Here is a 26,870-nt window from a genome sequence, read left to right as displayed (position 1 = left end):
ATGAAGAAACTGCTCATCGCCAACCGCGGCGAGATCGCCGTGCGCATCGCCCGGACCGCCCGTGAAATGGGCATCGAAACATTCGTGGTTGCCAGCGAAGCCGACGTCGAGTCCTTGGCTGCCCGGTCCGCTGACCACGTCGTCGTGGTGGGTCCGGCGCCTGCCACCGCCAGCTACCTGAACCAGGACGCCATCGTCGCCGCTGCCGTGGACAACGGCTGCGATGCCGTCCATCCGGGCTACGGGTTCCTCTCCGAGAATGCGGCCTTCGCCCGGAAGGTCGCTGATGCGGGCCTGATCTGGGTGGGGCCGCGTGCGGACGCCATCGCGATGATGGGCAATAAGTCCTTGGCGAGGGAATCGGCCCGGAAAGCTGGCGTCCCCGTGCTCCGTGGCTCGGACGGCCCCCTCGATCCAGCGGCCGACGCCGTGGAAATCGCCCGCGGCATCGGCTACCCGCTCGTGATCAAGGCCTCCGCCGGCGGCGGCGGCCGGGGCATCCGCTTTGTGCACAGCGAAGGCAAGCTTCTGGAATCCATTGAGCAGACCCGCGGCGAAGCGGCTGCTGTCTTCGGCGATCCCACCGTTTACCTGGAACGCTTTGTGCAGCATGCCCGTCACGTGGAGGTACAGGTCCTCGGCGATGGAACAAACTTCATCCATCTCGGCGACCGCGACTGCTCCATGCAACGGCGCTCCCAGAAGGTCATTGAAGAAGCACCGGCGCCGGACCTCCCGGACCACGTCCGCCAGAGGATCCGGGATTCCTCCGTGGAACTCGCCCGCGAGTGCGGCTACAGCGGCGCCGGAACGGTCGAATTCCTCTATGACCCGGTCAACCATGAAGCGGCGTTCATCGAAATGAACACCCGTATCCAGGTTGAGCACCCGATCACCGAGCAAATCACGGGCGTCGATCTGATCCGCGAACAGCTGCAGATCGCTTTCACCGGGGCGATGTCCCTCCGCCAGGACGACATCGCATTCAATGGCCACGCCATCGAATGCCGCGTCAATGCGGAGGACCCCGATCACCACTTCTTCCCCAGCCCTGGCCTCATCACGGCCATGGACTGGCCCGCCGGCGCAGGCGTCAGGGTGGACACGGGGGTGGAGAACGGTTCCACGGTCACTCCGTACTACGACTCCCTGATGGCCAAGCTGATTGTGCATGCGGACACGCGCGAAGCGGCCATTGAGGCGATGCTGACGGCCCTGGATGAGACCCGCATCGAAGGCGTCAAAACCACCATCCCGGTGCACAAGAAGCTGCTGAGCCGGCCCGAATTTGCGGCCGTCACCCACCACTCGAAATTCCTTGAAACCGTCCCCGATCTGATGGAGGCACAATGAGCAGCCAGGAACCCGCCGTGTTGGAGGCCCGCTACACCTGGGGCGGAGACGAATTCCTGTTCGTTGAGGTCGCGGAGTCCATGAGCCTGGCGGCCAACTTCAGGGTGATGTCGATAGCAGCGAAACTTTCGGCCATGCAGCTGCCCGGCATCGTGGACGTCTGTCCCGCCAACGCCTCGCTGCTGGTGAGGTTCGATCCCGATGTCCTGCCGCCGTCGACCCTGGAAGAGACCGTCCGGACCATTGAAGGGGATCTTGCGCACCATCACGACCATTCGCTGGAAACCCGGATCGTCGAGGTCCCGGTCTGGTACGAAGACCCGTTCACGGCGGAAGTGGCGGAGCGATTCCGCGAAGGATTCCATCAGGAGCCCGGCGGTACCGACATTGACTACGCAGCCAAGGTCAACAACCTCAAGGATGCCGCCGAATTCATCCAGCGCCACCATGAGCAACCGTGGCTTGTCTCCATGGTTGGCTTCGTCGCCGGCCTGCCGTTCCTCTTCCAACTGGTGGAGCGGGAGAAACAACTCGAAGTGCCCAAGTATTTGAGTCCCCGCACCGACACCCCCAAACTGACCGTGGGCCACGGCGGCTGCTTCGGCTGCATTTACTCCGTGCGGGGTGCCGGCGGCTACCAGATGTTCGGGGTCGCTGCCGCCCCCATCTTCGATCCGGCCCAGTCCCTGGCCGATTTCAAGGACTTCATGGTGTTCTTCAAGCCGGGCGACATCGTGAAGTTCAAGCCCGTCACCGAGGCCGAATACAACACCATCCAGTCTGAGATCTCCGCCGGAACGTTCCGCTACCGGCAGGTGCCCGTGACATTTGATCTGTCCAGGGCGCTGGCGAATCCCGCAGGCTACAACCAGGAACTCATGGAGGCCCTCAATGGCGTTTGACATCAGGAACCCCGGGCTGGCCACCACGGTCCAGGACCAGGGACGCACCGGCCACTACAACGTCGGCATCCCGCAGAGCGGTTCCCTGGACCAATACTCTGCCGAACTCGCGAATGCCCTGGTGGGCAACACTGCCAACGAAGCCGTCCTGGAATGCACTTACCTGGGCCCGGTGCTGTCCACCGACCAGGATGCCCTCATCGCCGTCACCGGGGCACCGGTTGAAGTCAAGGTCAACGGCGAAGCCCGGCCCCAGTGGACCCGGCTGCAGCTGAAGGCTGGCGACGAACTCAGCTTCGGGGTCATCCAGGGCGGCACGCGGTATTACATCGCGGTCCGGGGCGGCATCGATGTCCCCTCCGTGCTCGGCAGCCGGTCCACCTACAGTCTGGGCGCAATCGGCGGATTCCACGGCCGCAAGCTGGAGGCCGGCGACCAGGTTCCAGTCGGTAGCCCGCTGGACGGCGGAGCGGTGCCCGACGCCGATACAGTTCCGGAAGAATTCCGTCCCGCCTTCTCCAAGGAGCAGACGGTCAGGATCGTCCTGGGCCTCTATGACCACCGCCTCACCGACGAGGGACTGTACAACCTGCTCAACGCCGAGTGGAAAGTGACTCCGGTGGCGGACCGGATGGGATTACGGTACTCGGGTCCCGGAGTGCAGTGGAAAGAGCGGGAACAGCCATTCGGCGCCGGTTCCGACCCGTCCAACATTGTTGATGCCGGATACGCTGTCGGGTCCATCCAGATTCCCGGCGGCACCCAACCGATCATCCTGCACCGCGATGCCGTCTCCGGCGGGGGTTACGCCATGGTGGGCACGGTCATCAGCGCCGACATGGACCTGGTGGCCCGAGCCGCCCCCGGCACATCCACCAGGTTCGTGGCAATCAGCCTGGACGAGGCCCTTGTGGCGCGCAAGGAACTCGCCGAGCTCAAGAGGAACGCCCGTGCGGCCATCGGCGCCAGCGGCTGAGTAGCGGCCGGCGGACTAGGGCGGATAGACCGGCACAGGAGCCTTGTGCTTCTGCGCCCGCGGGTCCTTACTGGTGGGAGGAGACCAGGCCGCCCGCCACTTGGGCGCGACATCGCAAGGATCCAGCTCCCGGTTTAACGGTTGGGGCGGCAGGCGCTCCAACCGTCGAACCTGGATCTAGGAGGATGCACATGTTCGCTCGCGTCAGCACTTATCAGCCCGGACCGGACAGCTCCGGGGAACCGTCGGAGGACACCGTCAACCGGGTGCTCCAGCTGCCGGGATGCCTGGGCATCTACTACCTGCTGGGGAAGGACAGCAAATCACTGTCAATCACGCTGTGGGTTGACGAGCAGGCCCTCGCCGGCAGCCAGGAGGCCGCAGCCAGGATCCGCACCGAAACCAGTGCGGAGCAGCACATGCAGATCCTGGGCGTGGAGGAATTCGAAGTGCTGACCAGGCAGCTCAAGGATTGAGCGTCAGGACGGGGCGTAGCCAGGGGCCAGGGACGACCGGCGGAAGTCGGTCTGCCACACGTCCGTGTCCTGCCCGTCGGCGTCGGTGAGGACGTAGTCGGGCCAGCGGTCAAATGCGGAGCAAGGATGGGAAATCCCGAAATCCACCGTGTCGGTGACATCCACTCCGGACACCCCGGTGAGCACCGCATGATGGTCGAAGAGATTGCGCACCGCTGCGGTTGCGGCGGGCTTCAGGGCTCCGTCCGCGGTCCGGACCGAGAGGACGCTGGGCAGTCCGGCGTCGTAGGGAAGGTCCCGTTTGCCGGCGCCGACGACGGCCAACCCGGCTTCGGGCGTGGACAGGACGATCGCGCGAACGGAGAGCGCCGGAATCAGTCCCGGAACGGGGCTGACGGCGGCATAGGTGCCGTGGTCGTGGGTGACGTAGCAGCCCGATCGGAGAAGAATTCGCGTTCCGGGCACCTGGCCGCGGTCGGGAAGGAACTCAACCACGCGGTCCGGGAACGCCGAGCCACCCATGGAGTAGATGGGGGTGGCGGTTTCAAAGAACTCCGCCGCTTCCAGATAGACGTCCCGCACCAGCCGGCAGTGCCGGTCAACCGCAGTGACCGTATCCTCAGCGCGGCTGTTGGGCACGACGCCTTCATACCCGGCAACACCCACCAGCCTCAGTCCGGGCGTGGCACGGACCAGCCCGGCCAGGCGCAGACCCTCGGGCAGGCTGCGGATGCCGGTGCGCCCGCCGGGGGTTCCGACGTCGATCAGCACCTCCAGGTCGGCCGCCGCGCCGTCGAAGATCCCGGACGCCACCTTCACCCCTGCTGCAGAATCGACGAAGCAGCGGATTTCCCGGGCGGGATCTTCCTCCAGCCAGGCACGGACACGCGTTAGTCCGGACCTGTCGACGATCTCGTTGGCGACGAGGACGCGCTGATGACCCCAGCGCAGTGCCGAGGCGACTTGATCCACGGTGGCGACGGTGACGCCGACGGCGCCGGCCGTCAACTGCCGCTCGATGATCGGTGCCGACATCGTTGTCTTGACGTGCGGTGCGAGTTCCACGCCCCGATCCCGGCACCACGCCGCCATGACCCGGATGTTGTTCTCGAGGGCAGCGCTGTTGAGCCGCAGTTGCGGATACGCCGGCGCCGTGAGGCGCGTTGCCGCGAAGTCCGCATCGGTTCCGTCCGATCTTTCGCCCAGCCTGCTCACACGTATCCCCTGTTCTTTGGTCCCAAAATGCTGCCTCGACTCCGACAAATCTACTTCAGTGACGTGCCTCTGGCGGCACGCCCTGGCCCGGGCCGCCTAAACGTCCAGCGCCGGGTTCCGGTCGAAGAAGCCGGCCGGCTTAAGCCAGAACGCGACAGTGTCCACCGGCATGACCGGCCACTCCTCCGGCCGCGGGATGTGGTGAATGCCAAAGACGTACCAAAGGACGACGTCGGTGTTTTCCACGGACCGCCCCTGCCGCACCCATTCGGGCATTCCCAGCCCGCCTGTGCCCTGGTTCACGAACTCGCCGGCCGGCCAGCGTTCCGCGGCATCGTTGGGCGTCACCCATACCGTGTGCCCGATGACCTCCGCACGCTGGAAAACCGGAGATGCCGGGTCAAAGAACGACGGGAATGCTGCGCCGGGCACCAGCTTGTACGACACCGGGGTCCCGAGCCCGTTGACCGAGTTGTCGTTCGCCACCGTCCAGGCCCGCTGGGTTTCCCAGGAGTAGTCGTCGTGCCCCTCGGTCGTGATGGGGGTCTTGTTCTGATGCAGGGCGAGCCCGTACGGATTGTCCGGACCCATCGGGACCATTGCGGTTTCCGAACGGTAAACGGTATTTGCGGTGCCGTCGATGTCCAGGTCGAGCCGGGCCACGAGGAAGTGCTGGTGGAAGGGTGCGTAGGTCCGGTTGTCCACCAGCGTTCCGCTCGGATGCTGCTGGCCCTCGCCGAAATGGCTGACCACCATGATGCCGGTGGCCCTCACCTCGCACTCAATGTTCCCGTCCTGGTAGAAGCGCCAGTACACCAGGTATTCATAGTTGGCCACGGTGACATGGAAAGAAATCACCAGTCGACGTATCCGGCGCACTTCCATGCCGCCGTCGTGATCGATGTGCTTCCATAACACCGCCCCATCCTCTTCGTGGATGCAGATGGCGTTCCTGATGGTGTAGGGCTCCCCCGCAGAATTGTGCATGACCGCATCCAAATACCGGATTTCCCCGAGGCAGTCGCAGCCCAGTTCCAGCGACGTCGTCATGAATCCCAGACCCCATTCGCCGACGTCGAACGCGGTGCGCCGGTAGTGGTCATCGCTGGGATCCCGGTAGGGAACGGCCATTTCGGCGAAGGACAAGCGGTTCGCGATCGGCCGTTCGCGGCCGCCGTCACGATAGCTGACCCGGTGCAGCGTCAGCCCCTCGCGGTAGTTGAACCCGACGCGCATGGACCAGTTCTGCCAGCTGATCCTGTTGCCGTCCATCTGAAAGGAAACGCCTTCGGGCTGGACAATGTCCAGCGGCTTGAGCGGTTCGCGGGTGCTTGCGTCGCGGAGCCGGTCCGGGATCAGCGCCGGGACATATTCGCCCATGATCCCGGGACGGTCCACCACAAAAGTGTCCTCGATGTCCAGCAGTTCCATGGAAGCCAGGTCAATGACGCAGTGGAACCCGTTGACCGGCCCCGCATAGGGGTTGGCGCCCGCACGGGCACGGACCCACGTGTCGGACCAGCCAATCCGGCGCCCCTGGTACTCCTCCGGGATCATTGACAGGCCATAGGTCCACACGTCCATGAAGACCAGGGACAGATCAGTGATGCCGCGCTTGGCAAGCGCAGCGATCACCTGCGGGTGGCTGCGCAGCGCTGCGTCAGCTTCTTCCCACTCGTCGACGGTCATGTTCGCCTGAACGCCAGGGATATGGGTGAAGGAGAGAACAACCCCGTGAGTCAGCGATAGCCGCGCCTGGTAGGTCTTGTTGGAGGACCGTTCGAAGCAGTTCACGCCGACGATCCGCTCCGGAGCCGGCGCGTCGGCATCGGTTTCGAAGGCTACGACGGCAGCCTTTTCCGGTTCGATCAGCTCGATTGCGGCAAGCCGCCACGCCGGAAACGTGACACCCTGCGCGCTCGCGAGCAAGGACGCAGCTGCACGGAACTCGTCCTCGCCCAGCGGATCCAGCGGATGAGACGGTGCGGACCTTCTCACGGCGCCCTCCTTCTGCGAGATCACGTTCACGGCCCGCTACGGCTTCTCTTCCTCGGCGGCCTCGGTGAAGAGGGCACCCTGCGCGGCTCCCGAGCCCGACCTCCCGCCGCCCGCTCCGCGCAGGATGAATGCAATACCGACGGCGGCGGCCGCGCCGACCAGCGGCCCGGCGACATACACCCAGTAGTCGCTGAAATTTCCGCTGGCGAGATCCGGCCCGAACGTTCGTGCCGGATTCATCGACGTGCCGGAGATGGGGCTGCCCCACAGGCCTGCCAAGGCAATGTACGCGCCGACCCCGAACGCCCCAAACAGCCCGACGTTCTGGGCCCCGGAGGCGGTTCCCAGGATGACGCTGACCAGCACCATCGTCAGCAGTGCCTCCATCAGGAACGCGGCGCCGGCCGTATAACCAGCCGCCGGATAGTTTGAACCGTAGGTGGCGGAGACGCCGATCACGCCCTGCAGCAGCAGACAGGCGAGCGTCGCGCCAATGAGCTGAACGACGATGTAGCCCGGCACCCGGCGCCACGGGAAGTCACCGCGGAGCGCGAACGCAATGCTGACCGCAGGGTTCAGATGCGCGCCCGAGATCTTGCCCATGAACAAGATGATGCCCATGACCATCAGGCCCGGAGCCACCACTGCCGCCGTGCGGCTGATGACACCGGGGAACGCCTGGCCCATCATGCCGCCGCCGGCCGCGACGACCACGAGCAGGAACGTGCCGTACAACTCAGAGAACAGGCGCCGCCATTCCTGGCGCGGATCATTAAAATCCTCAATCCGCTGCACGACGCTTTGCTCTACTGTTCCCAGCACGTTGGGGATGACTCGGTGATGGGCGTGGTCCTGGTTAGCGCCGTCTTTGTCCTGATTTGCCGCCATGGCTGTCCGCCTCCGCAGGTTCTGGCCATGTGGTCTGCCGTGCCCAGCCTCGGTCTGCCACCTCAGAAGGCCAATGTACCGCTGACGGCGACAGTTGTCAGCGCTCCGCGGGTGGCTCGCTGGCAGCTGGTGGCTGGCTTAGGGACAGTGTGGCAATTTCGTAAGGACATCCGCGGGACAAAGTCCTAGCATTCAGCCATGAGGCAAGAAACCTGGCAAAAGTATTCCGAGTGGCCCCTCGTCGGTGCGGCTTTTGTTTTTCTGGCGGCCTACTCCATCCTCGTCATTGCCGAACCGCCGCAGCCCTACGCCGACCTTCTCGAAATCGTCGTGGGGTCAACGTGGGTCGCCTTCGGCGCCGACTACATTGTGAAGTTGCTCCTGGCGCCCCATCGGGGCCGGTGGTTCGTCCGCCACCCCTTGGACCTGCTCGTGGTGGTGCTCCCCGTTGCGCGGCCGTTGCGGCTCCTGCGTCCGTTCACCTTGCGCCGGGTCATGGAACGGGCACCGGGCACCGCCATCAGGACCCGCGTCCTGGCCTACGTCATTGTCTCCGCGATCCTCCTGCTCTACACGGTCGCCCTGAGCGTCTTCAATTTCGAAAAGGGCGCACCGAACGCGAATATCACCTCAATGGGCGACTCGTTGTGGTGGGCAATTGTCACCATCACAACGATCGGCTATGGCGACTACTACCCCGTAACCGTTCCGGGCCGGTGGGCTGCGGCCACGCTGATGGTCGGCGGGTTTGCAGTCCTGAGCATGGTCACGGCGGTGGTGTCCTCCTGGCTCGTTGAAAGTGTGACGGCAGCAACCAATCTGCGGAAGCGGTCGGACGAAGGCATCGGCAGCGAGGAACGTGCCCGCCTCGTGGCCCAGATCAGCAGGCTCCACGACCAACTCGCCCAGGGACCGGGCGATTCCGCCAGTACCCCGGCCCTCGGAGGGACACCCAAGGAACCGCCACAGGGGCATTGACGCTGCCTTCGTTGCGCTTTGACTTTCCTGACGCCATGGCCGCAGCCGGCCGGAGCGGGTACAACTGATTCATGACCACCCCTTCCCTGGTGCTCGGCCCAATGGTGCGGTACGTGGATGAGACGTCGGCGAGTGTCTGGGTGGAGACCCGAACCGCTGCCCGGGTTTCCATCCGTGCCGGCGGCCGGGGCTGGGAGGCCCGCACATTCGCAGTTCACGGCCACCACTACGCGCTGGTGGAATTGGACGGGCTGGAGCCCGGCACGGTGACGCCGTACGCCCTCGATATCAACGGAACACAGGTCTGGCCCGACCCCTCATCCGGGTTTCCGCCGTCCATGATCGCCACACTGGCCACCGGCAAGCCGCTGCGGATGGCCTACGGCTCCTGCAGGACCAGCGTCCCGCACGATGCATCCGGCAACCGGACCCATGGCGTCGATTCCCTGCGCGCCTATGCGCTGAAGATGGCCTCCGGCGGAGACCTGCCGTGGCCGGATCTGCTGGCCTTCCTCGGAGACCAGGTGTACGCCGACCTGACCAGCGAGCAGATGCAGGAGTTCATCCGCGGCCGGCGCGACATCAAGGCACCCCCCGGCGAAGAGCTCAAGGACTACGAGGAATACGCCCACCTGTACTTTCTGGCCTGGTCAGACCCCGCGAACCGATGGCTGCTGTCCACCCTGCCCAGCGCCATGATCTTCGATGACCACGACATCCGCGACGACTGGAATACCTCGCTGAGCTGGAAGAAGAAGATGGAGGCGACCTCGTGGTGGCATGGGCGGATCGTCGCGGGACTGGCCTCGTACTGGGTCTACCAGCATCTGGGGAACCTGTCACCGCAGGAACGGGCGGAGGATGCCGTGTGGCAGCGGATCATCGGGCACACCGGCGGGGATGAGCTCGATGTGGGCGCCGAGCTGGACAGCTTCGCGGAGCGGGCTGATCGGGACCCGAAATCCTACCGGTGGAGCTACTGCCGCGACTTCGGCGACACCCGGCTGATCGTGGTTGACTCCCGCGCAGCCCGGGACCTGACGCCGGACGACCGGGCGCTGGTTGACGCGGTGGAAATGGCCTGGCTGGACGACCGGATGCAAGGCGGCTTCCGCCACCTGCTCGTGGCGACGTCCCTGCCTTTCCTGTTACCGATGGGCCTGCACTACGTCGAGTCGTGGAATGAGGCCGTCTCTGAAGGTGCGTGGGGAAACCGTGCCGCTTGGGCCGGCGAGAAGCTGCGCCAGGCGCTGGACCTGGAACACTGGGGCGCCTTCCAAAACAGCTTCAGGGAACTGGCGGCCATGGCCAGCGAAGTCGCCGACGGTAAGCGCGGCCCGGCACCGGAAACAATCACATTCCTCTCCGGGGACGTCCACTACTCCTATGTGGCGGAGGTGGGGCGTGCCTCGGGCAGCCGGATCCTGCAGGCCGTCTGCTCCCCCATCCGCAACCCGTTGCCCCGCCTGATGAGGTCCTTCGCGGCCATCATGTCCTACGGCCTGGCCACCCCGGTAGGTGCCTTGGTAGCGCGCTCGGCCAAGGTGCCGGACCCGCCGTTCCACTGGTCCGGCATCCGGGGGCCCTGGTTCCAAAACAACTTGGCCTACCTGGAAGTGGTACCGGAAGGGCTGAAATTGTGGTGGCAGACCGGGGTGGTGGACGACGGCGACCACCTGCATCCGAGGCTGGAACGCGTCGCCAGCCTCACGGTGTCTCCGCGGAGCGCGCAGGACCCCGTCAAGGGACAGCAGGGGCAACAGCGAAACGCATGACCTGAGCGTCTTGTGATCCCCGCGTCTGATCCCCGCGTCGGCGCAGACGTTCTACCGAAGGTCGCGGTCAGCGGCCGCCACGTTCTCGATGGAGACCGTTTCGATGATTCTGGTCGATGGCTCACCGACCAGCGCCGGCGCCGTCACACCCGTTTTCCACGTATCGTTCTGCAGCCGGCCCAGGAAGTCCACCGCCGCCGCCTGCGTATCGAAGTCCATCTCCAGCATCACGTAATCCTGCTGGTCAAGCGGGCGCGAGATCCGGAATGACCGCACGCCCGACGCGGCGCGGTCCAGCGGATCGCTGTCGAAAGCCCTCCGCCACATGTCAAAATCCCGGACCTGGTGTTCGATCTGCAGGGTAATCACTGAGGCGCTCCTGTCGACGGTTCTACACGCCCACTGTAGGCCCGGAAGGCCCCGCCAAGTAAGAAGCGAAGCCGAAGTGTTATTCCGGCTGGCCTCTTAAGCCGGCTGGGTTCCGGTGTTGGTGCTGGTCGGGGCGTTGGACTGATCGGCCTGGTGGCGTTGCCGGCGGCTCGCCATCAGGAACGGCACCGCGATCAATTCGATCACGCCGCCGATCGCCAGCGACGCCGCATAGCCGTACACATCTGCTGCCCGGCCGAGCAGCGGCTGTACCACCACGCCACCGCTTGAGCCCATGAGTGAATCGAAGCTGAGCACTGTGGCGCGCTGCTTCGAGGCGATCATGTCGTTCAAGTACGCCTGCCGCACCGGGATGCCCGCCGATGACACCACTGCCCAGAGTGCCAACAGCACCAGAGCCACCCAGAACACGTGGGTGAACCCGAGCACCACCAGGATCACCATGTCCACGACGCTGCTCAGGATCAACACGGTGGTGCGTCGGCGGACAAGGCGCCGGACACGGGGAGCCATCCAGCCGCCGAGCACTTGCGCCCCGGCCACGATGGCCGCCGCCAGGCCCGCGACGGAATACGCGTGGGGGTCCCCATAGAGCTCGAGCAGGTATGGCTGCAGGGCGTAAAACACATAGATCCCGACGCCGAAAGTGAACGGCGCGGCCAGCATCACGTATCGTACGGGCGGATTCTTCAAGCCGTTCTCGATCGAGGCGGCAAGTACAGCCCGGGTCGCCTGGAGGGGATGGGTCGAACGTTCGGGGGTGAACCCGACGTCGCGCATGAGCCCAAAGGCCACCGCGAACATGGCAAGCAGGACGCACACGCGCATCAGGAACGGCACGCCCAGGTTGGTGGCCTGCGCGATCACGCCGCCGGCAACAGAGCCGGCGAGCATCGCGACTCCGGCGACCATCTGGCCCCGCCCGAGCACCGCTTCCATCCCGCCCTCGAACCCCGAGAAGCGCAGTGCATCGACGAGCCAGGCCTCCACCGCTCCGGAGAAGAAGGTGAAGCCCAGGCCGAGCAGGACCGACACTACCGCCCACCACCAGAACGGGGCGGAGAACTGCCAGAGCAGGTAGTAGAAGTAGGTCGAGACGGCGAGGGTCACGGTTCCGAGCAGGAACGAGACGCGCCGGCCCCAACCGTCGGCAACCACCCCGGTGGGCACCTCGAACAGCACCATGCCGGCCGTGAAGAAGGCATTCGCGGCAAACGCCTCGAAGTTGCTGAGTCCGGCGTCGAGCAGGAAGAGGGTGTTGATCCCCCAGATGAACGAGGCCGCAAGGGTATTGCCCAGCGTCAACGTCAGATAGATGCGCTGAATCTTTCGGGCGGCGGCGTTCATCGCGTCGCCGTCCCCGCCGGGGCGAGGGGGGAGCACGAGCCCATTCTCGTCTCCGCTGCCGGCGCGCGCCAGTGCCCATCAGGCGCAGGGCAGGACGCGACCGGTCGAGCCGACGATGCCCGGTCTGCTCAGCTGCCCTGGTTCGTGTAAAACGACCGCCGGCGGCCGTACTCATGGACCCGGTCCAGGGTAGCTATCTGGTCGCGTGCCGTGGTAGCCAGGCGGTCAAACCTGGAACCGTCCAGTCCCAGGTCCCCGGAGAGGTCCTGCAGCGTCTGCCACAGCCCCAGCTTCCCCATCACCGCTGAGCGCATGACCTCAGACTCCAGCACCAGTGTCAGCGGCGAGCGGCGCACCACCCGCCCGTTGAGCTTGAGCCGGCCGGCACGCTCCGCGACCCACGCCGCAGCCTTCCGGGGAGTTCGCCGTGGCAGGCCTAAATCCCCCACTAGTCCGTTCAGGTACTCCCGCTCCTCCCGGATCTGGGTGGCGAGCGATTCAAGTTCGGAGCGGAAGGGGGTGTCCGTGAAGTCGCGTGCCATTCGCTCGATGCGGCCCTGCCCCGCCGTAGCCCCCGCGAGGTGGTCCGAGAGGTAGAGCCCAAACAGCTTCTTATCGATTTTGCTGGAAATCTGCGGTGCCATGAAAGCTCCACTCTGATCGAAGGGTTGCTTCGGGAACGCCATCCTGCCGGAGCGCAAGCGGGCCCCGACATACTATCGGGGCGCGGGGTCGTCGCGCGCCGGCCGCACTGACCCGGCGTCGGGGTCCATCGCCACGAGTCCGGTGTCGTCCGTCACCTCCGTCATTTCCTGCGCGACGTCAGGCTTAAGCCAGGACGCCACCACGCTGACCCCGCCTCCGTCGTCGCGGTCGATCACGACGTCGATCTCGGAGGCGGCCGCCCCCATGCGCGAGAGCTGCTCGCGGTATGACGCGACCAGCATCTCCAGGCTTTCCTCGGTCCACTCCCCCGGCCGCATCCGCGTTGAAATTTCGACCGGTTCAGGCTGATAGAGCGTCATGAAAGTCCTTCCTCTGGGTTCGATCAGGGGTGAGCACGACCCCATTCTGGCCCCCCTGCGCCGGTGTGCGCCAGAGCAGGGCAGGGACACTATTGGCTCCGGGGCGTTCCGAAGCGAACGCACCGGTGGCAGACTTTGTCCACCGGAGCAGTAGCCATAAGGAGGATCCCGGTGTCCGAGATGGTTGAGGCCCTTTTGCACGACGGCACGGCAATACCCGTCCTGGTGAGCGGTGACGGCCGGGCGCTCCTCATCCCTGCCAATGTGAAGCCGCGGTCCGGGCCGGAAGCCCAGACGATGCGGGAGTGGGGCGCGGACCCGGACCTCGGGCCCAATCTGGTGTCGGGCCTCTCGCAGTCCTATCGGGTAATCGCGGCCGACTACGAGGGGCACCGGATGGCGCACCCGGCGCCCGATACCCTCACCCCGGAGAACGTCACCGCCGACTTGCTGGCTATCGCTGATGCGGCACGCGCCGAGACCTTCGGATACTACGGCTACTCGTGGCTGGGCCTGTGCGGTTTGCAGTTGGCGATCCGCACAAACCGGCTCTGGGCGCTCATCATGGGAGGATTCCCGCCGCGCGAGGGCCCGTACGAGAGTATGTTGGCGGTGACGCGGGCGGCCCACTCGGCGGCTGCCAGGGCCCCGGAACAATCGCCGGAGGTGAACCTCCCGGTCGAACCCGGCGACTGGGATGCCGCCACGATACAGACCAACGAAACACAGACCCGCCAGTTCCTCACGCTGTACGAAGCGCTCCAGGACTTCGACGATTCAACTATTGGCCTGGCGCCGGATCTGCCCCGGCTGGCGTTCGCGGGCGCCGCCGATCACATCGCTTACGGACCCCGCTGGGGGGACGTGACGGTGCGGATCGGCGAACCGCTGGCTGCCCACGAGCGCGAACTCATCGAGGCCGGGTGGGATGTGCAAGTACTCCCCGCACTCGATCACCTGGGTGCGATGCACAGTGACGTCGTCGTTCCTCTCCTGCGGGCCTGGCTGGGAAAGGTGGGCCGGCAGCAGTAGGAACACCTCCCCGGGACCGTCGCGGCGCCGGTTCCTACGCGCTGAGGCGGAAGACGTCGGCTTTGATCGCGTGGCGTCCGGTCTTGCGCTTGCCCGACGGCGTCCCATACAACACCAAGGCCGACCGATCGTCGTCGAGAACGGTGATCCCCTCGGCATGGTCCTCGTCCTCGCCGAATGGCGCGTCAAATTCGCAATGCAGGTCGTCTTTCGTCAGGACGGCCTCGGCCTGCGACGTCAGCGCGCCCCGCCAGCGAAACACGGCCGCGCGCCCGTCGAGCTCCATGGTGGGTCCTGCCAGGACGAGCAGGTCCTGTCCGTGCCGGCACAGATCCCGCACGCCCAAACCATGCAGGCGAAGGAAGTGCTTGCGGTAGCGACGATTCCCGGGACCGATCGGCTGCGGCTCCAAGCCGGGCCCGCCACCAACCTGGAGCTCTATGATCATCGCCCACCCACGCAGCACCGGCCCGCGCAGACCGATGAACACCCGGTCGCCCGCTACGGCGAGGCCCTCGCAGTCAATGCCGTTGTCCTTGCCCGGGATCGGGCGACCGGTCGTCGAGGACTGGATGAAGCTACCAAGATGTAGGTCATCGGCCAGCAGATCCACCAGGTCCGTGCCCCGGCCGAGGCCCAGCACGGCGGGGCGCTGCTGCTGCCCCGTCCGGCCGCCGCCCGGATCGAGGAGGTCCTTAGTCGAAAGCCGGGCCAACACCCGACGGCGCTGGCTGACCTCCACTGTCGCCAGGGAATCCTGCGCTTCTGCGGGCGTGGCGTTGTTCTTGACCTGTTTGCGGGCCGAGCTGTGCGATCCAAGCAGCCACAGCGTGTCATCCTCGACATCGAGGCCCTCGATGTCCATCTCCCCCCTGTCCCCGGGCAGCTCAAGGAGGCGGGTGAGATCGAAGCTGCGGTGGGTGCGGGCCTGGTCGCCGGCCTCCAGGGTGAGCCGTTCGAGGCTGGTCGTCTCGTCATTGGCGACCCAAAGGTGGGAACCCTGCCGGGCGACCGCGGACAACCCGTCGCGCAGGTCAGCCTTCGGATCCAGGGTGCTGCGCTGGTCGAGTACAAGGCTGATTTCGCCGGAGGGATCGTCCGGCCGTGGCCATCCGCTCACCGCGGCACACCCATCCTCGTCAGCGGTGATCGGCAGCTCATTCCCGCGCTCTCCGTTCGCGCAGCCACGGGATGAGGCCACCTGCCAGGAGCATGTCGACCTGACGGCTGGAGAGGCTGTGCCGTACAGGGTAGACCTCGCCGCGGGTCCGGTTCTCCACGAGGATCTCCTTGCCTGTGAGCAGGGCGTCGTGTATCCCTGTCAGCGCGAGCACATCGTCCTGTTCGATGCGGTCATGATCGGCCGCATTTGTGAATTCGACTGCAAGGACGCCGAAATTGGCCAGGTTCTGCCAGTGGATCCGCGCGAACGAGACGGCCACCACTGCGCGCAGCCCGAGGAAGCGCGGGGTGATAGCCGCGTGTTCCCGAGAGGATCCCTGGCCGTAGTTCGTGCCGCCGACCAGGATGTGCCCAGTGGAGTCGCGGGTATGGGCGGCGCGGGCGGCATAGGAGGGGTCGAGCTGGTCGAAGGTGAATTCGGCGAGTTTGGGGATGTTGCTGCGGTAGGGCAGAACGCGGGCTCCGGCTGGCAGAATCTCGTCCGTCGAGACATCGTTGCCCACCACCAAGGCCACTGGTGCTTCGATGCGGTCGGCGAGTGGGCCGAAGACCGGAAGCGAGGAGATGTTTTCGCCCTTGACCAGTGCTACTTTGCCGGCGTCCTCCGGCGCCAACGGCTCCTCGAGCATTGCCACGTTCACGCTCGACACCGCGGGAAGTTCGATCTCGGGGTACTCAAGGTCGAAAAGCTCCGTCAGGTCCCGCGGGTCGGTGATAATTCCCGTGAGCGCAGCAGCCGCGGCCGTCTCCGGTGAGCACAGGTAGACCGAGTCCTCCTTCGTGCCCGAACGGCCGGGAAAGTTGCGGGGCATTGTGCGCAGGCTGTTGCTTCCGTTCGCGGGGGCCTGTCCCATCCCGATGCAGCCCATGCATCCGGTCTGGTGCAGCCGGGCTCCGGCGCTTATCAGATCAAACGTGGCCCCCATCCTGGTGAGGTCCTGCAGGATCTGCCGGGAACTCGGGTTGACGTCGAAAGACAGTCCCGGGTGGCACTGCCGTCCCTTCGTGATGGCGGCGACAATTGCGAAGTCGCGCAGGCCCGGGTTCGCTGAGGACCCAATCACGACCTGCGCCACCGGCCTGCCGGTGACCTCCCGCACCGGAACGACGTTGCCGGGCGAGCTGGGCAGGGCGATGAGCGGCTCGATCGTGGCCAGGTCGATCTCGTCGGTCACGTCGTAGGTGGCCCCGGAATCGGCGAGGAGTTCGGTGAAATCGTCCTCGCGCTGTTCGGAGCGCAGGAAGGCCCGGACCTGGTCGTCGGCCGGGAAGACCGTGCTCGTCGCACCGAGTTCGGCGCCCATATTGGCAATAACGTGCCGGTCCATCGCGCTCAGCGTGGTGAGGCCAGGACCGTAGTACTCGATGATCCGGTCCTTGCCGCCCTTCACGCCGTGCCGGCGAAGCATTTCAAGAATGACGTCCTTGGCACTGGTCCACGGTGGCAGCTTGCCGGTAAGCCGCACGCCCCAGATCTCCGGCATCTTCAGGTAGAGCGGCTCGCCCGCGATGGCCAGGGCTACCTCGGTGCCGCCGACCCCGATTGCCAGCATCCCCAGCGACCCAGCGGCCGGGGTGTGACTGTCGGAACCGACCATGGTCGTGCCCGGACGGCCAAACCGCTGCATGTGGGTCGGATGGGACACGCCGTTTCCGGCCTTCGAGAACCACAGACCAAACCGGCGGCAGGCCGAGCGGAGAAAATCATGGTCCTCAGCGTTCCTGCTGTCGGCCTGCAACAAGTTGTGGTCCACGTACTGCGCGGACACTTCAGTTTGTGCCCGGTCGAGCCCGATGGCCTCCAGTTCAAGCATGACCAGCGTCCCGGTCGCGTCCTGGGTGAGGGTCTGATCGATATGCAGGCCAATCTCACGGCCGGGAATCATCTCCCCGGCCACCAGATGGGATGCGATGAGCTTTTGGGCCACGTTGTAGGCCACGGTCGGATTCCTTACTCGATGGCGAAGCCAAGTGCCTCCGCCGTCAACGAACCGGGCACCGGGCGCTCCCCTATATCCCCAAATTAGCCCACTCCGGGCACCGGGAACAGTGGGGATTTGACGGTCATCGTGGCGCTGCCGGCCCCGGGACGCTCCTGGTGTTCAACGAGCTGAGGAAGGCGAGGGCCGCTGCCAGTCCCGCACTCAGCACGACGGCTCCCAGCCACATCGACACTGGCCATTGAATCGATGCCCCGAGGGCGATCCCAGCCAGTTGCCCGGTCCAGATGAGTGCCGCCAGCACGGCGGTGACCGCCGGCAACCTGCGCCTCAGCCACGGGCCCGGCCGTCGGGCAAGCAGCAGATCCGCCGCTGCCGCGATGATCGTGGCTCCGGCCGCACCGGCGACCGCGGCCGGGCGCAGCCCCGACATGGCCAGCGGCAGCCACGCGACCACGGCGACCAGGATGGTGGCAATACCGAAAGGCGGCCTCCGGGCTCCGGAGAAGGTGTAGAGGAAGGGCGCGATAATCAGCGCTGTGGTCACCAAATAGCTGGCCAGTCCGAGGGCCGGGGGCAGCTCCGCCTGGGTGTGCCCGGGGCTCCCGATCGGCGTCTGTAGATAGGGGACGGCCGGCGGGGTCCGGACGAACGCCGAGCAGTAAATGAGGAAGAAGGCTCCCAGGCCCGTCATCAGGGCGAGCGACAACAGCGCAGGCGGCGTCCAGTTGAAGGCCTCTGCGCCGGCGGCGGCCCGTGCACTGCGGATACCGGTGCCGAGGATAAGGAAGAGGCTAAACCCCAGCAGCAGGTGGGTGGGGCTCACCAGCGCATCGAGCGAGACTTCGATGCCCAGGATCTCGTGCCAGGCCAGGTCCAGGACGCCCGCTACGGCGAACAGGACCAGTCCGATGACCGTGCCCCGGTAGCCGGCCGGCACCGACCGGGTCAATGGCCGCCCGGGCTGGCGGTTCCTCCAGATCACGCTTGCCGTCCACGCGGCGGTGGCCATGAGGCCCGAATAGAGTGCCGCGTGCCAGGGGGTGAAGAAGGTTTCCAGCCCGGGAACGTGCAGGTGGGCCCAGCCGTCCAGGAACACAGCCAAGAGGAGCCAGATGCCCAGCAGTTGCGTCACAAGGTCGTTGCGCGCCCCGGCCCGAAGAGTCTGCGCTGCCGTGTCAACCATTGTCACTCTCCTCGCACCCGCCGTGCCGTCACCCTCGCCGTGCAGTCACCCTCGCCGTGCCATCCCCGGAAGCCGGGACGCCCACACTTGGCCCGCGTCGAATGGTTAAAGCTTGGACCTCCCGGTGTCCGACCGCCAGTGCTGCATTCCCTGGAGCGGGGCATCTCCCGAGGAGACCTGAGCCCGGACGTCGACGCCGAGATGCTCACCGACCTCCTGCTGGGGCCGATCTACTACCGGTTCTTCCTGAGCGGCTCGCCGCTGGATGAAGGCTTTGGGGTCCGGCTGGTCAGCACGCTGTTTTCGCGCCGGCCCGCCCACGGGGGCACGCCGTAGAAGCGATGACGGCGCGGGGCCCCGTGCCGACGTCGATCCCCTGACTCCTATTCGAAGACGGTGGTCAGCGTCCCTCACATGGGCGCGGGCATGTATAGCCCGGGCAGCAGCTCCGGGTGCGCCGGGACGAAGAGCGCGAAAACGATCAGCGAGACACCAGTTATCCGGCTGAAGGCGGGCCCGTATTTCCATGTCTTCTCCAGGAAGATAACTACCGTGAGCACGGCCATCCACGCCAGGTTCATCACGCCCACGGCAATCAGCACCAGCATGAGCCCCCAACAGCAGCCGACGCAGTACACGCCGTGATACATGCCGACGCGGACGTCCCGCAAGCGGCCCTTGTACCCGGATACGTGCAGCAGGAAGGCTATGGGCGACCGGCAGTGCCTGAGGCAGAAGTCCTTCAGCGGGGTCAGCTGGTAGGCTCCGGCCGCCACGAGGACGCCGGCACCCACCCAGGCTGCGATGTCCGCCGCGTTCTCAGCCAGCAGCGCAGACAGGGCCGCGGCCGCGTAGGCCACGACGCCGAATCCGATCCATGTCAGAAGGTAGCCGCCTACCAGGGCCGTTGTCCGGATGGCCCTGACCCGGCTGCTGCGCACGGCGCGGATGGATCTGAGATACATCGAAGTCAGGGGCGCCAGCGCCGGCAACATCATGGCTGCCATCATCAGCGTCCACACCGCCAGGAAACCCCAGAGCCTCAATCCCATCGTTCCCGGGCCTGTGGACATGTCGGAAAGGCCTAAGAAAGTCAGGTACCAGGCCAGTGCGGCGCACCCGATCAGCGCCAACTCTCCGGCATGGTGGCCGGCTGTCAGGCGGCTGCTGCCCGGCACCTAAGCGGACCAGGCGAAGGGGGCCGAGAAAGAGTTCTTGCCGGCGTTATCCCAGGTCATCCCGAACACATCGACGCTGGCGGTGCTGGCTGTGCCGGCTGCCAGAGTGTCGGCCGGAAATCCGACCCCACTAAGTTTCACTCCCCGCCCTGTGGAATCAAATGGATTCATGAAGTCCTCGACCACCATGTCAACGGCACTGCCAATACGGACCTGATGGTTCCGCCCGTCGTCGGCGTAGGCCATTTCCTGGGACTCCATGCCCGCCATTTCACCGATCAAGGGAGCGAGGCCCTCCATCGGTCCGCCGAGCTGGCCGCCGAAGACTGCACCGAGCGCTTCGGCCTGCTCGGCGGAGGCGGCGGCGTCCATCAGGAGACCGACCTTCCAGCCCCCCTCACTCATCAGGGCCGGGGTATCGGCCACGACGCAGACTGTCAGACCGCCGACGTCGACACCGTTGACTTCGCCGGTTTCCACGTGGAAGGCCAAGGCCACGTTGCAGCGGTCATTGTCCGCCGGTGCCGTCTGTCCTGTCGCCGTACACGGGCAGACCATGTCGCAATTGCAGTTCTCAAAATAGGTACCTTCGACATGCCACGGCATTTAGGGCTCCTTTCGAAGAGGCCCCCCAAAACAAATCCTCCTCGCGGCCCTGAGCAGTGTCAACGCCATGCGGACACCCACGCAAAGGGCCCTCCCGGCCGGCCCCGCGCTTCGAATAAAGGGGCACGGGTCGTCCTGCCGGAACGGTCGCCAAGGCGATTTTTCCGTTTGCTAGCAGCGGTGCAACACCGCTGCTAGCTGGCCGGCGTCACGACGTCCTCCAGCATTGACCTGTCGAAGAACCGGACCTCACCCGTTGCCTGGAAGAACACCGGGACAACCGAGGTGCTCGGGTCCTTCGAGGTTTCGTAGATCTCAGGCGCGCCCCCGTGTTTGCGCGCGATGGTTCCAACCAGGTCAGTGCCGCGAACCCGGACGGTTCGATATTTGTAGCTCATGTGGACCCTTTCGTCTGCCGACCCCTTCGTCCGCCAAGGCAAACCCTACTCCTGAGGGGCGCAGTCGTCAGCGGATCCGGGCGTCGCTGGGCTTCCTTGGCGCGGGTCCCTACCCAATGTCGGCCTCATCACACGTCACGGCATAGGATCGAAACTGTGGAACTAACCGAGAGGACGCTACAAAGCCGCAGAAACTACTTGAGAGTATGGATCATGGCTTCCAAAAATGACCCCGAGTCCGACGTCGATGCGGAGTCGGGCCAGCACGGCGGTGTCCAGTCAGTGGACCGGGCGCTTATGGTCCTGGAAATCCTGGCGCGGGACGGCCACGCGGGCGTGAGCGAAATCGCCGACGAGATGGGCATCCACAAGTCCACAGTCTCCCGGCTGCTGGGTTCGCTGGTGAGCCGGGAAATGGTCCACCAGAACAGCGAGCGCGGAAAGTACCAGCTGGGCTTCGGCATCCTGAGGCTGGCAAGCTCCATCCCCGGGCGGCTCAGCCTGGTCCGCGAGGCCCGGCCCGTACTCGAAAGCCTGGCAGAGGAGTTCAAGGAGACGGTGAACCTGGCCGTCCTGCGCTCCAACTACGCCGTCAACGTGGACCAGGCCATGGGCCCGTCAACCTTGGCCACCTACGACTGGGTGGGCAGCCTGACGCCGCTCCACGCGACCTCCAGTGGAAAGGTACTGCTGGCTGCACTGTCCGCGGACGAGCGGGACCGTGTCCTGAAGGAGACCGGGCTTCCTGCCCGGACGCCGCGGACCATCACCAACAGGAACAAGCTCGAAAGCCAGCTGATCGACGTCGCCCGTGACGGCTACGGAGTGGTCCGGGAGGAGTTCGAAATCGGGCTCAACTCGATGTCCGTGCCGGTGTACAACCATGTGGGAGCCGTGATCGGCGCGGTCAGCATTTCCGGGCCGGCCTTCCGTTTTGATCCGGAGACGGCGCCGGGACTCCTCGATGCGCTGAAACAGGCGGGGATGCAGATCAGCGCGAAGATGGGCTACACCGGGCGTTAAACTCCACGCTGGTGGTTGGGCTTGCTGGAGCAAGCCCAACCACCAGCTGAGATTCGGCCGGGTTCGCTCAGGAACCGGCCACGATGTCCCCCACCTTCTCCTGCACCCAGTCGTGGAAGGCGCCGATGTGGTGCTCGCTCGGCACCAGCACGCCGCCGTTGGCATAGACCTTCGATCCCATGGCCGGCTGGCACCGCTCGCAGGCGTCGAAGTCCTGCTGGTTGACGCGGTGGAACAGCTCCACGGACGCGCTGACGTCCTTGCCGCTCTCCACGACGCTGGGCACGTAGAGCCAGTCGCACTCCACGATCGTGTGGTCCGCGGCCATGGGGAACATGCGGTGGATGATCACGTGGTCCGGGACCAGGTTCACGAACACTGTGGGCTTGATGGTGATGGCGTAGTACCGGCGGTCCTGGTCCTCCCCCACCCCCGGAATCAGGTCCAGCCCTTCCGAGCCGTCGATGGTGAAACCCTTGACGTCCTCGCCGAACTCGGCGCCATGGCCCACGAAGTACTGCGCAGCCAGGCCGTCAGCGAATTCCGGCAGCACCTCGGTGAGTTCGGGGTGGATCGTGGCGCAGTGGTAGCACTCCATGAAGTTCTCGATGATGAGCTTCCAGTTCGCCTTCACGTCATAGCGGATCCGGCGGCCCAGGCTGAGGTTGGCCACGTCGTAGCCTTCGATCGCCTTGAGGTCGCCGAGCCGTTCCTCGATGGCACCCATCACTTCCTCTTCGAATGACGGCGGCTCGTCAGCCAGGCACACCCAGACGTAACCCAGGTATTCGCGGATATGGACCTTCACCAGGCCGTACTCGTCCCGGTCGATGTCCGGCATCTTGGTCAGGTTGGGGGCCGCGATGAGTTTGCCTTCGAAGTCATAGGTCCAGGCGTGGTACGGGCACTGGAACGAGCGGGCGGCTTCGCCCTGCTCTTCCATGCACAGCTTGACGCCCCGGTGCCGGCAGATGTTGTAGAAGGCACGGATTCCGCCCTTGCGGGTCCGGCTGATCAGCACGCTCTCCCGCCCCACCTGGACCGTCCTCCAGGCACCCGCCTTGTCCAGGTCCGCGGACCGGACGGCGCAGAACCACATCTGCTCGAAGATCCGCTCCTGCTCCGCCCGGAATACGGCTTCATCCACGTAGGTGTAACCGGGCAGGGTGGGGATCAGACTCGGGGCGCTTACCTCAACAGACAATTTGTCCTCCTAACGAACAAAACGAACAACGAAAGCTGGAACTTGTTGGGACGGGATTCTTGGGTCAGGTTTCAGGCACGGTTGTCAGGACACGGCGGCAGCCCCCACCAGGGCCACCAGCGCGGAGGCGTCCGCGCAGGCAGCCTGCCCGGTGGGCGTGCCCAGTGGCCGGGCGGGTGCAGCGAGCAGGCGCCGCCACTTCGTGAACAGCCGCGGCTGGTTCATCCCGAGGACCGCCACCGGAAAATCCCCGCGGTAGTACACGGCAAGACAGCTATGCGTCAGGACGTCGCCGGCTTCGATCTCCACCCGGTCATAGCCGGCACTGTGGCCGGCGAACTGCAACTTGACGCCGTACTGGTCGGACCAGAAATAGTGAGGCTTTGCCGGCTTCGGCGTGGCATCAGAGTCCAGCAGCGCCTCAACGGCCAGGGCCGCACGCTCCAGGGCACCGGTCCAGTGCTCCACCCGGCGGTGTGTGCCGGCTGCAAGGTCGAACCAGGATGCGCAGTCGCCCACGGCCACGATCCCGGGGACACCGGTGCGGCCCATGGCATCGCACAGCACACCGCCGCGGAGCTCCACGCCGGAGCCCTCCAGCCAGCCGGTGTTCGGCTCGGCTCCAATGCCAACCACCACGACGTCGGCGGCCACATAGCGTCCACCGGCCAGCCGGAGCCCGGTGACGTTGCCTTCGCCGCTGTAGAAGTCCTCTATGACTGCTGAGGAAATGAGCTCCACGCCGTTGGCGGCATGGAGCCCGGCCACCACGCCGCCCATCTCCGTACCGAGCTGGGCGGCGAACGGGACGGCCTTGGTGTCGATCATCGTGACTTCCATGCCACGCGACGCGGCAGCGGAGGCCACCTCGGCGCCGATGAAACCGGCCCCGATCACAGCCATCCTGCTCCCGGGCACCAGCTCGGGGGCAAGACTCTGTGCGTCCGCCAGGGTGCGCAACGTGAACACATTGCTCAGCCCCGCCAAGATAGGCAACTGCCGTGCCTTCGCGCCGGTGGCAATGACAATTCCGTCCGCTGTCAGGCTGCGGCCGTCCCTCAGGAGGATGGTTCGCGAAGAGGCATCCAAAGACGCGGCTCCGGCACCGAGCAGCCATTCGGCCTGCAGCTCGTCGGCGTCGGACTCCAGGAAAAGGTCCTCCGCTGTGATGGCGCCGAGCAGGAAGTCCTTGGACAGCGGCGGCCGGTCATACGGCCGGTGCGGCTCGTCGCCAATAATGACCAGCCGGCCGGTAAAGCCTTGGGCGCGGGCCGCCCGGGCGGCGGAAAGACCCGCCAGGGAAGCTCCCACAATCGCAAGCGTCTGCATTTCGACGTCCCTTCAATTGCTTCTTACGCAACAACAATCGCTATGTGCAACAGCGTGATTCATGCCACGCCCACTGTCAAGGGTCCTTCCGTCAAAGGGACCCTGGCACGAAACAGAGAGGTAATACCTTGACAAGCATTGTGACCTACCGCACTCTGTTGCTTATTGCGATTGCTGTTGTTCACTACGGAACACCGCCAGCGGCAGTTGCACAGCCAAGGATCCCGACCGAAGAAGAGGTCCCTCCATGCACAAGGCATGCCCGCTCAGCGAACTGGCGCCCGGGGAAGCGCTGCGGCTGAACACCTCACCGCCCATCGCCGTCTTCCACACCGAGGAAGGCGAACTCTTTGCCATTGACGACACATGCACCCACCAGGATGCTTCCCTGGCGGACGGCTGGGTGGAGGACTGCTGGGTCGAATGCCCGCTCCACGCATCCAGGTTCAACCTGCGTACGGGAAGCGTCGACGCCCCGCCGGCCAAGCTGCCGGTCCGCTCCCACGAAGTCACAGTGATCGACGGCGACATCATGATCACCGAATCCAATGAGGTTCCCAACCTCCCCCCAGGCCTGACAGTGGACGGCCACGTCTAGCCCCAGCCCATGAATCCGAACAGAGGAATCCCTCATGGCATTGAACAGTGACATTGGCTTGAACAGCGACACGAACTTGAACAGTGACATCGGTGTGGACACCGACGTCAACGTCACCACCCCCGCCGGGCAGGCGGGAGTCCTCACGCCTTCAACACCTTTGGAAGCGGAGCCAACTGCCCCGGATCCCCTCCCTCCCGCACTCGTCCCGGATACCGAAAACTATGATCAGCTCCTGCAGGAACTGCGTCAGGGCAAGACCGAGCGGGCCGTGACGGAACGTCGGAACCGCAAGCTGACCCTCGACAAGGTCACATTCGGGATCACGGGCGCATGCGCCGTCGCCTTCGTGATGTGGGGTTTCCTCGGAAGGGATAGCCTTTCTGCCACGTCGCAGGGCGTTCTCGACTGGGTCATGGAGTACACCGGCTGGCTCTTCATGGTGTTGGCTTCTCTCTTCGTGGTCTTCGTGCTGTGGCTCGCCGTCGGTAAGTTCGGCAACATCCCGCTGGGCAAAGACGGGGAAAAACCCGAATTCCGCACCATCTCCTGGATAGCCATGATGTTTGCCGCAGGCATGGGCATCGGGCTCATGTTCTACGGCGTGGCTGAACCCCTGTACCACTACATCTCACCGCCGCCCGGAACCGTGGACGGACGGACCCCCGCAGCCATCCAGACCGCCATGGCAACGTCCATCTTCCACTGGACCCTGCACCCCTGGGCAATGTACGCGGTTGTTGGCATCGCCATGGCCTACGGCAGCTACCGTCTGGGGCGCAAACAACTCATCTCTGCGGCCTTCACCTCGCTTTTTGGCATACGGATGGTCGAAGGGCCCGTCGGCAAGTTCATCAACATCCTGGCAATCTTCGCCACGCTGTTCGGTACCGCAGCGTCGTTGGGCCTTGGCGCCCTCCAGATCGGCAGCGGCCTGACGTCCAACGGCTGGGTCGGGGAGATCGGCACCCCGGTGCTCGTGGTGATCGTTGCTATCCTGACCACCTGCTTCGTGGCCTCCGCGGTATCCGGCATCAGCCGCGGTATCCAATGGCTGTCCAACATCAACATGGTCCTGGCCGTCGTCCTGGCACTCATCGTCTTTGTTGCCGGCCCCACGCTCTTCATCCTCAACCTGATTCCAGCCGCGATCGGTGACTATGCCAGGGACCTGGCCGAAATGTCTTCCCGGACGGAAGCCGTGGGAGACGAGGCATTGCGGAGCTGGATGTCCAGCTGGACGATCTTCTACTGGGCCTGGTGGCTGTCCTGGACGCCGTTCGTTGGAATGTTCATCGCCCGCATCAGCCGGGGACGCACCATCCGGCAGTTCGTCACCGGAGTACTGCTGGTTCCGAGCATTGTCAGCGTGATCTGGTTCGGCATCTTCGGCGGCACTGCCTTCAGCATCCAGCAGCAAGCCGACAAGACGGAGAACCCCGCTGACGGCCTCGTGAAAATGGTCGACGGCGCACCCTCCATATCCTTCGACGGTGCCCTCTTCGACCTGGTCAAGAACCTGAACATGCCTGCCTGGGCAACCATCGCAGTCATCGTCCTGGCCATGGTCCTCGTGGCAATCTTCTTCATCACCGGAGCAGACTCAGCCTCCATCATCATGGCCTCGCTGAGCTCCAACGGAGCCAGCGAACCTCGCCGCGGACTGGTGATCTTCTGGGGCCTGCTGACCGGCGGAGTGGCAGCCGTGATGCTCCTGGCCGGCGGCGATGAACCGTCCGAAGCGCTATCCGGCCTGCAGCGCATCACAATCGTGGCCGCCCTGCCTTTCGTTCTGGTCATGCTGCTGCTGTGCGTCGCACTGGCCCGTGACCTGCGCCGCGATCCGCTGGCCTTGCGACAGAGGCTCCCCC

General features: G+C 65.3%; 26 protein-coding genes. 11 read left to right on the top strand and 15 right to left on the bottom strand.

The window, feature by feature from the left end:
* The 4 genes from Y706_RS0108305 (at window position 1) to Y706_RS0108290 (ending at window position 3,707) form a co-directional block, all read left to right on the top strand.
* Window positions 1–1,353: an acetyl-CoA carboxylase biotin carboxylase subunit gene (locus Y706_RS0108305; protein WP_028276236.1), complete on the top strand. Its 1,353-nt coding sequence runs from the start codon at window positions 1–3 to the stop codon at window positions 1,351–1,353.
* Entirely contained in the window at window positions 1,350–2,255 is a 906-nt protein-coding gene (locus Y706_RS0108300) for a 5-oxoprolinase subunit B family protein (RefSeq protein ID WP_028276235.1), read from the top strand. The genes Y706_RS0108305 and Y706_RS0108300 overlap by 4 nt, the downstream gene beginning before the upstream one ends.
* Window positions 2,245–3,231 carry a 5-oxoprolinase subunit C family protein gene (locus tag Y706_RS0108295; RefSeq protein ID WP_028276234.1) on the top strand — a complete coding sequence of 329 codons (987 nt, stop codon included), beginning with the start codon at window positions 2,245–2,247 and terminating at the stop codon, window positions 3,229–3,231. Before Y706_RS0108300 ends, Y706_RS0108295 begins: the two co-directional genes overlap by 11 nt.
* A gap of 191 nt (window positions 3,232–3,422) precedes the next feature.
* On the top strand, window positions 3,423–3,707 hold the full coding sequence (locus Y706_RS0108290; protein WP_043435473.1) for a hypothetical protein: 285 nt from the start codon (window positions 3,423–3,425) through the stop codon (window positions 3,705–3,707).
* A gap of 3 nt (window positions 3,708–3,710) precedes the next feature.
* On the opposite strand, the gene Y706_RS0108285 is transcribed toward Y706_RS0108290, so the two are convergent.
* The 3 genes from Y706_RS0108285 to Y706_RS0108275 form a co-directional block, all read right to left on the bottom strand.
* A complete protein-coding gene (locus Y706_RS0108285; protein WP_028276232.1) occupies window positions 3,711–4,922 on the bottom strand; it encodes an alanine racemase in 1,212 nt (403 codons plus the stop codon).
* Between the two features lie 96 nt (window positions 4,923–5,018).
* Window positions 5,019–6,920: a primary-amine oxidase gene (locus Y706_RS0108280; protein WP_028276231.1), complete on the bottom strand. Its 1,902-nt coding sequence runs from the start codon at window positions 6,918–6,920 to the stop codon at window positions 5,019–5,021.
* 36 nt (window positions 6,921–6,956) lie between these two features.
* Window positions 6,957–7,808, bottom strand: a complete 852-nt coding sequence (locus Y706_RS0108275) for an MIP/aquaporin family protein (protein WP_028276230.1) — start codon at window positions 7,806–7,808, stop codon at window positions 6,957–6,959.
* Between the two features lie 198 nt (window positions 7,809–8,006).
* Here Y706_RS0108275 and Y706_RS0108270 point away from each other — a divergent pair, with 198 nt between their 5' ends.
* Both Y706_RS0108270 and Y706_RS24350 read left to right on the top strand, forming a co-directional pair.
* Complete coding sequence (locus Y706_RS0108270) at window positions 8,007–8,786, top strand: potassium channel family protein (RefSeq protein ID WP_028276229.1); 780 nt, start codon at window positions 8,007–8,009, stop codon at window positions 8,784–8,786.
* Window positions 8,787–8,857: 71 nt separating this feature from the next.
* Window positions 8,858–10,561, top strand: a complete 1,704-nt coding sequence (locus Y706_RS24350; protein ID WP_043435471.1) for an alkaline phosphatase D family protein — start codon at window positions 8,858–8,860, stop codon at window positions 10,559–10,561.
* 51 nt (window positions 10,562–10,612) lie between these two features.
* Here the strand turns inward: Y706_RS24350 and Y706_RS0108260 are convergent, their stop codons facing one another.
* The 4 genes from Y706_RS0108260 to Y706_RS24345 form a co-directional block, all read right to left on the bottom strand.
* Window positions 10,613–10,930 (bottom strand): hypothetical protein, encoded by a 318-nt coding sequence (locus Y706_RS0108260; protein WP_028276228.1) that lies wholly within the window; start codon window positions 10,928–10,930, stop codon window positions 10,613–10,615.
* 96 nt (window positions 10,931–11,026) lie between these two features.
* Window positions 11,027–12,298: an MFS transporter gene (locus Y706_RS0108255; RefSeq protein ID WP_173403065.1), complete on the bottom strand. Its 1,272-nt coding sequence runs from the start codon at window positions 12,296–12,298 to the stop codon at window positions 11,027–11,029.
* A 128-nt stretch (window positions 12,299–12,426) separates the two neighbouring features.
* Window positions 12,427–12,942 (bottom strand): hypothetical protein, encoded by a 516-nt coding sequence (locus Y706_RS0108250; RefSeq protein WP_028276226.1) that lies wholly within the window; start codon window positions 12,940–12,942, stop codon window positions 12,427–12,429.
* 72 nt (window positions 12,943–13,014) lie between these two features.
* Window positions 13,015–13,323, bottom strand: coding sequence for a hypothetical protein (locus Y706_RS24345; protein ID WP_043435468.1), 309 nt, complete (start codon window positions 13,321–13,323; stop codon window positions 13,015–13,017).
* Window positions 13,324–13,503: 180 nt separating this feature from the next.
* Here Y706_RS24345 and Y706_RS0108240 point away from each other — a divergent pair, with 180 nt between their 5' ends.
* Window positions 13,504–14,355: a hypothetical protein gene (locus Y706_RS0108240; protein WP_028276225.1), complete on the top strand. Its 852-nt coding sequence runs from the start codon at window positions 13,504–13,506 to the stop codon at window positions 14,353–14,355.
* Window positions 14,356–14,389: 34 nt separating this feature from the next.
* Here the strand turns inward: Y706_RS0108240 and Y706_RS0108235 are convergent, their stop codons facing one another.
* The 3 genes from Y706_RS0108235 to Y706_RS0108225 all read right to left on the bottom strand — a co-directional run bounded on the left by Y706_RS0108235 (window position 14,390) and on the right by Y706_RS0108225 (window position 18,663).
* Window positions 14,390–15,475: a DUF3616 domain-containing protein gene (locus Y706_RS0108235; RefSeq protein WP_028276224.1), complete on the bottom strand. Its 1,086-nt coding sequence runs from the start codon at window positions 15,473–15,475 to the stop codon at window positions 14,390–14,392.
* Between the two features lie 37 nt (window positions 15,476–15,512).
* Window positions 15,513–17,477, bottom strand: a complete 1,965-nt coding sequence (locus Y706_RS0108230; protein ID WP_028276223.1) for an aconitate hydratase — start codon at window positions 17,475–17,477, stop codon at window positions 15,513–15,515.
* Window positions 17,478–17,601: 124 nt separating this feature from the next.
* On the bottom strand, window positions 17,602–18,663 hold the full coding sequence (locus tag Y706_RS0108225; protein ID WP_028276222.1) for a hypothetical protein: 1,062 nt from the start codon (window positions 18,661–18,663) through the stop codon (window positions 17,602–17,604).
* 138 nt (window positions 18,664–18,801) lie between these two features.
* On the opposite strand from Y706_RS0108225, the gene Y706_RS29725 reads away from it, so the two are divergent.
* Window positions 18,802–18,999, top strand: a complete 198-nt coding sequence (locus Y706_RS29725) for a TetR-like C-terminal domain-containing protein (protein WP_028276221.1) — start codon at window positions 18,802–18,804, stop codon at window positions 18,997–18,999.
* A gap of 74 nt (window positions 19,000–19,073) precedes the next feature.
* On the opposite strand, the gene Y706_RS0108215 is transcribed toward Y706_RS29725, so the two are convergent.
* From Y706_RS0108215 to Y706_RS0108205, 3 genes are all read right to left on the bottom strand, one after another.
* Window positions 19,074–19,736, bottom strand: coding sequence for a DUF2182 domain-containing protein (locus tag Y706_RS0108215; protein ID WP_253906726.1), 663 nt, complete (start codon window positions 19,734–19,736; stop codon window positions 19,074–19,076).
* Between the two features lie 105 nt (window positions 19,737–19,841).
* Entirely contained in the window at window positions 19,842–20,447 is a 606-nt protein-coding gene (locus tag Y706_RS0108210) for a DUF1326 domain-containing protein (protein ID WP_028276219.1), read from the bottom strand.
* Between the two features lie 194 nt (window positions 20,448–20,641).
* Window positions 20,642–20,845 carry a hypothetical protein gene (locus tag Y706_RS0108205; RefSeq protein WP_043435465.1) on the bottom strand — a complete coding sequence of 68 codons (204 nt, stop codon included), beginning with the start codon at window positions 20,843–20,845 and terminating at the stop codon, window positions 20,642–20,644.
* 213 nt (window positions 20,846–21,058) lie between these two features.
* Here Y706_RS0108205 and Y706_RS0108200 point away from each other — a divergent pair, with 213 nt between their 5' ends.
* Complete coding sequence (locus Y706_RS0108200) at window positions 21,059–21,868, top strand: IclR family transcriptional regulator (protein ID WP_028276217.1); 810 nt, start codon at window positions 21,059–21,061, stop codon at window positions 21,866–21,868.
* Between the two features lie 67 nt (window positions 21,869–21,935).
* Here Y706_RS0108200 and Y706_RS0108195 read toward each other — a convergent pair whose 3' ends face one another.
* Entirely contained in the window at window positions 21,936–23,072 is a 1,137-nt protein-coding gene (locus Y706_RS0108195) for an aromatic ring-hydroxylating oxygenase subunit alpha (RefSeq protein WP_028276216.1), read from the bottom strand.
* An 84-nt stretch (window positions 23,073–23,156) separates the two neighbouring features.
* A complete protein-coding gene (locus tag Y706_RS0108190; RefSeq protein WP_028276215.1) occupies window positions 23,157–24,401 on the bottom strand; it encodes an NAD(P)/FAD-dependent oxidoreductase in 1,245 nt (414 codons plus the stop codon).
* Between the two features lie 247 nt (window positions 24,402–24,648).
* Here Y706_RS0108190 and Y706_RS0108185 point away from each other — a divergent pair, with 247 nt between their 5' ends.
* Window positions 24,649–24,999, top strand: a complete 351-nt coding sequence (locus Y706_RS0108185) for a bifunctional 3-phenylpropionate/cinnamic acid dioxygenase ferredoxin subunit (RefSeq protein ID WP_028276214.1) — start codon at window positions 24,649–24,651, stop codon at window positions 24,997–24,999.
* 34 nt (window positions 25,000–25,033) lie between these two features.
* Window positions 25,034–26,870: BCCT family transporter (locus Y706_RS24340; RefSeq protein ID WP_156945097.1), on the top strand; the 1,837-nt coding region annotated here is incomplete at its 3' end.

Origin of the sequence: Arthrobacter sp. I3 (genome assembly GCF_000520575.1) — a bacterium.
In the GTDB taxonomy this organism is placed as follows: domain Bacteria; phylum Actinomycetota; class Actinomycetes; order Actinomycetales; family Micrococcaceae; genus Arthrobacter; species Arthrobacter humicola_A.
Note: the sequence above shows the minus strand (reverse complement) of the source record. Positions and strands in the feature narration are given on the sequence as shown.

Bases quoted from the DNA above. Each gene is read 5' to 3' on its own strand.
- Y706_RS0108205 (WP_043435465.1), bottom strand. From the start codon at position 20,845: ATGAGCTACAAATATCGAACCGTCCGGGTTCGCGGCACTGACCTGGTT.
- Y706_RS0108240 (WP_028276225.1), top strand. From the start codon at position 13,504: ATGGTTGAGGCCCTTTTGCACGACGGCACGGCAATACCCGTCCTGGTG.
- Y706_RS0108200 (WP_028276217.1), top strand. From the start codon at position 21,059: ATGGCTTCCAAAAATGACCCCGAGTCCGACGTCGATGCGGAGTCGGGC.
- Y706_RS0108295 (WP_028276234.1), top strand. From the start codon at position 2,245: ATGGCGTTTGACATCAGGAACCCCGGGCTGGCCACCACGGTCCAGGAC.
- Y706_RS0108190 (WP_028276215.1), bottom strand. From the start codon at position 24,401: ATGCAGACGCTTGCGATTGTGGGAGCTTCCCTGGCGGGTCTTTCCGCC.
- Y706_RS0108250 (WP_028276226.1), bottom strand. From the start codon at position 12,942: ATGGCACCGCAGATTTCCAGCAAAATCGATAAGAAGCTGTTTGGGCTC.
- Y706_RS0108290 (WP_043435473.1), top strand. From the start codon at position 3,423: ATGTTCGCTCGCGTCAGCACTTATCAGCCCGGACCGGACAGCTCCGGG.
- Y706_RS24350 (WP_043435471.1), top strand. From the start codon at position 8,858: ATGACCACCCCTTCCCTGGTGCTCGGCCCAATGGTGCGGTACGTGGAT.
- Y706_RS0108255 (WP_173403065.1), bottom strand. From the start codon at position 12,298: ATGAACGCCGCCGCCCGAAAGATTCAGCGCATCTATCTGACGTTGACG.
- Y706_RS0108225 (WP_028276222.1), bottom strand. From the start codon at position 18,663: ATGGTTGACACGGCAGCGCAGACTCTTCGGGCCGGGGCGCGCAACGAC.
- Y706_RS0108215 (WP_253906726.1), bottom strand. From the start codon at position 19,736: ATGTCCACAGGCCCGGGAACGATGGGATTGAGGCTCTGGGGTTTCCTG.
- Y706_RS0108210 (WP_028276219.1), bottom strand. From the start codon at position 20,447: ATGCCGTGGCATGTCGAAGGTACCTATTTTGAGAACTGCAATTGCGAC.
- Y706_RS0108300 (WP_028276235.1), top strand. From the start codon at position 1,350: ATGAGCAGCCAGGAACCCGCCGTGTTGGAGGCCCGCTACACCTGGGGC.
- Y706_RS0108185 (WP_028276214.1), top strand. From the start codon at position 24,649: ATGCACAAGGCATGCCCGCTCAGCGAACTGGCGCCCGGGGAAGCGCTG.
- Y706_RS0108275 (WP_028276230.1), bottom strand. From the start codon at position 7,808: ATGGCGGCAAATCAGGACAAAGACGGCGCTAACCAGGACCACGCCCAT.
- Y706_RS24345 (WP_043435468.1), bottom strand. From the start codon at position 13,323: ATGACGCTCTATCAGCCTGAACCGGTCGAAATTTCAACGCGGATGCGG.
- Y706_RS0108305 (WP_028276236.1), top strand. From the start codon at position 1: ATGAAGAAACTGCTCATCGCCAACCGCGGCGAGATCGCCGTGCGCATC.
- Y706_RS0108270 (WP_028276229.1), top strand. From the start codon at position 8,007: ATGAGGCAAGAAACCTGGCAAAAGTATTCCGAGTGGCCCCTCGTCGGT.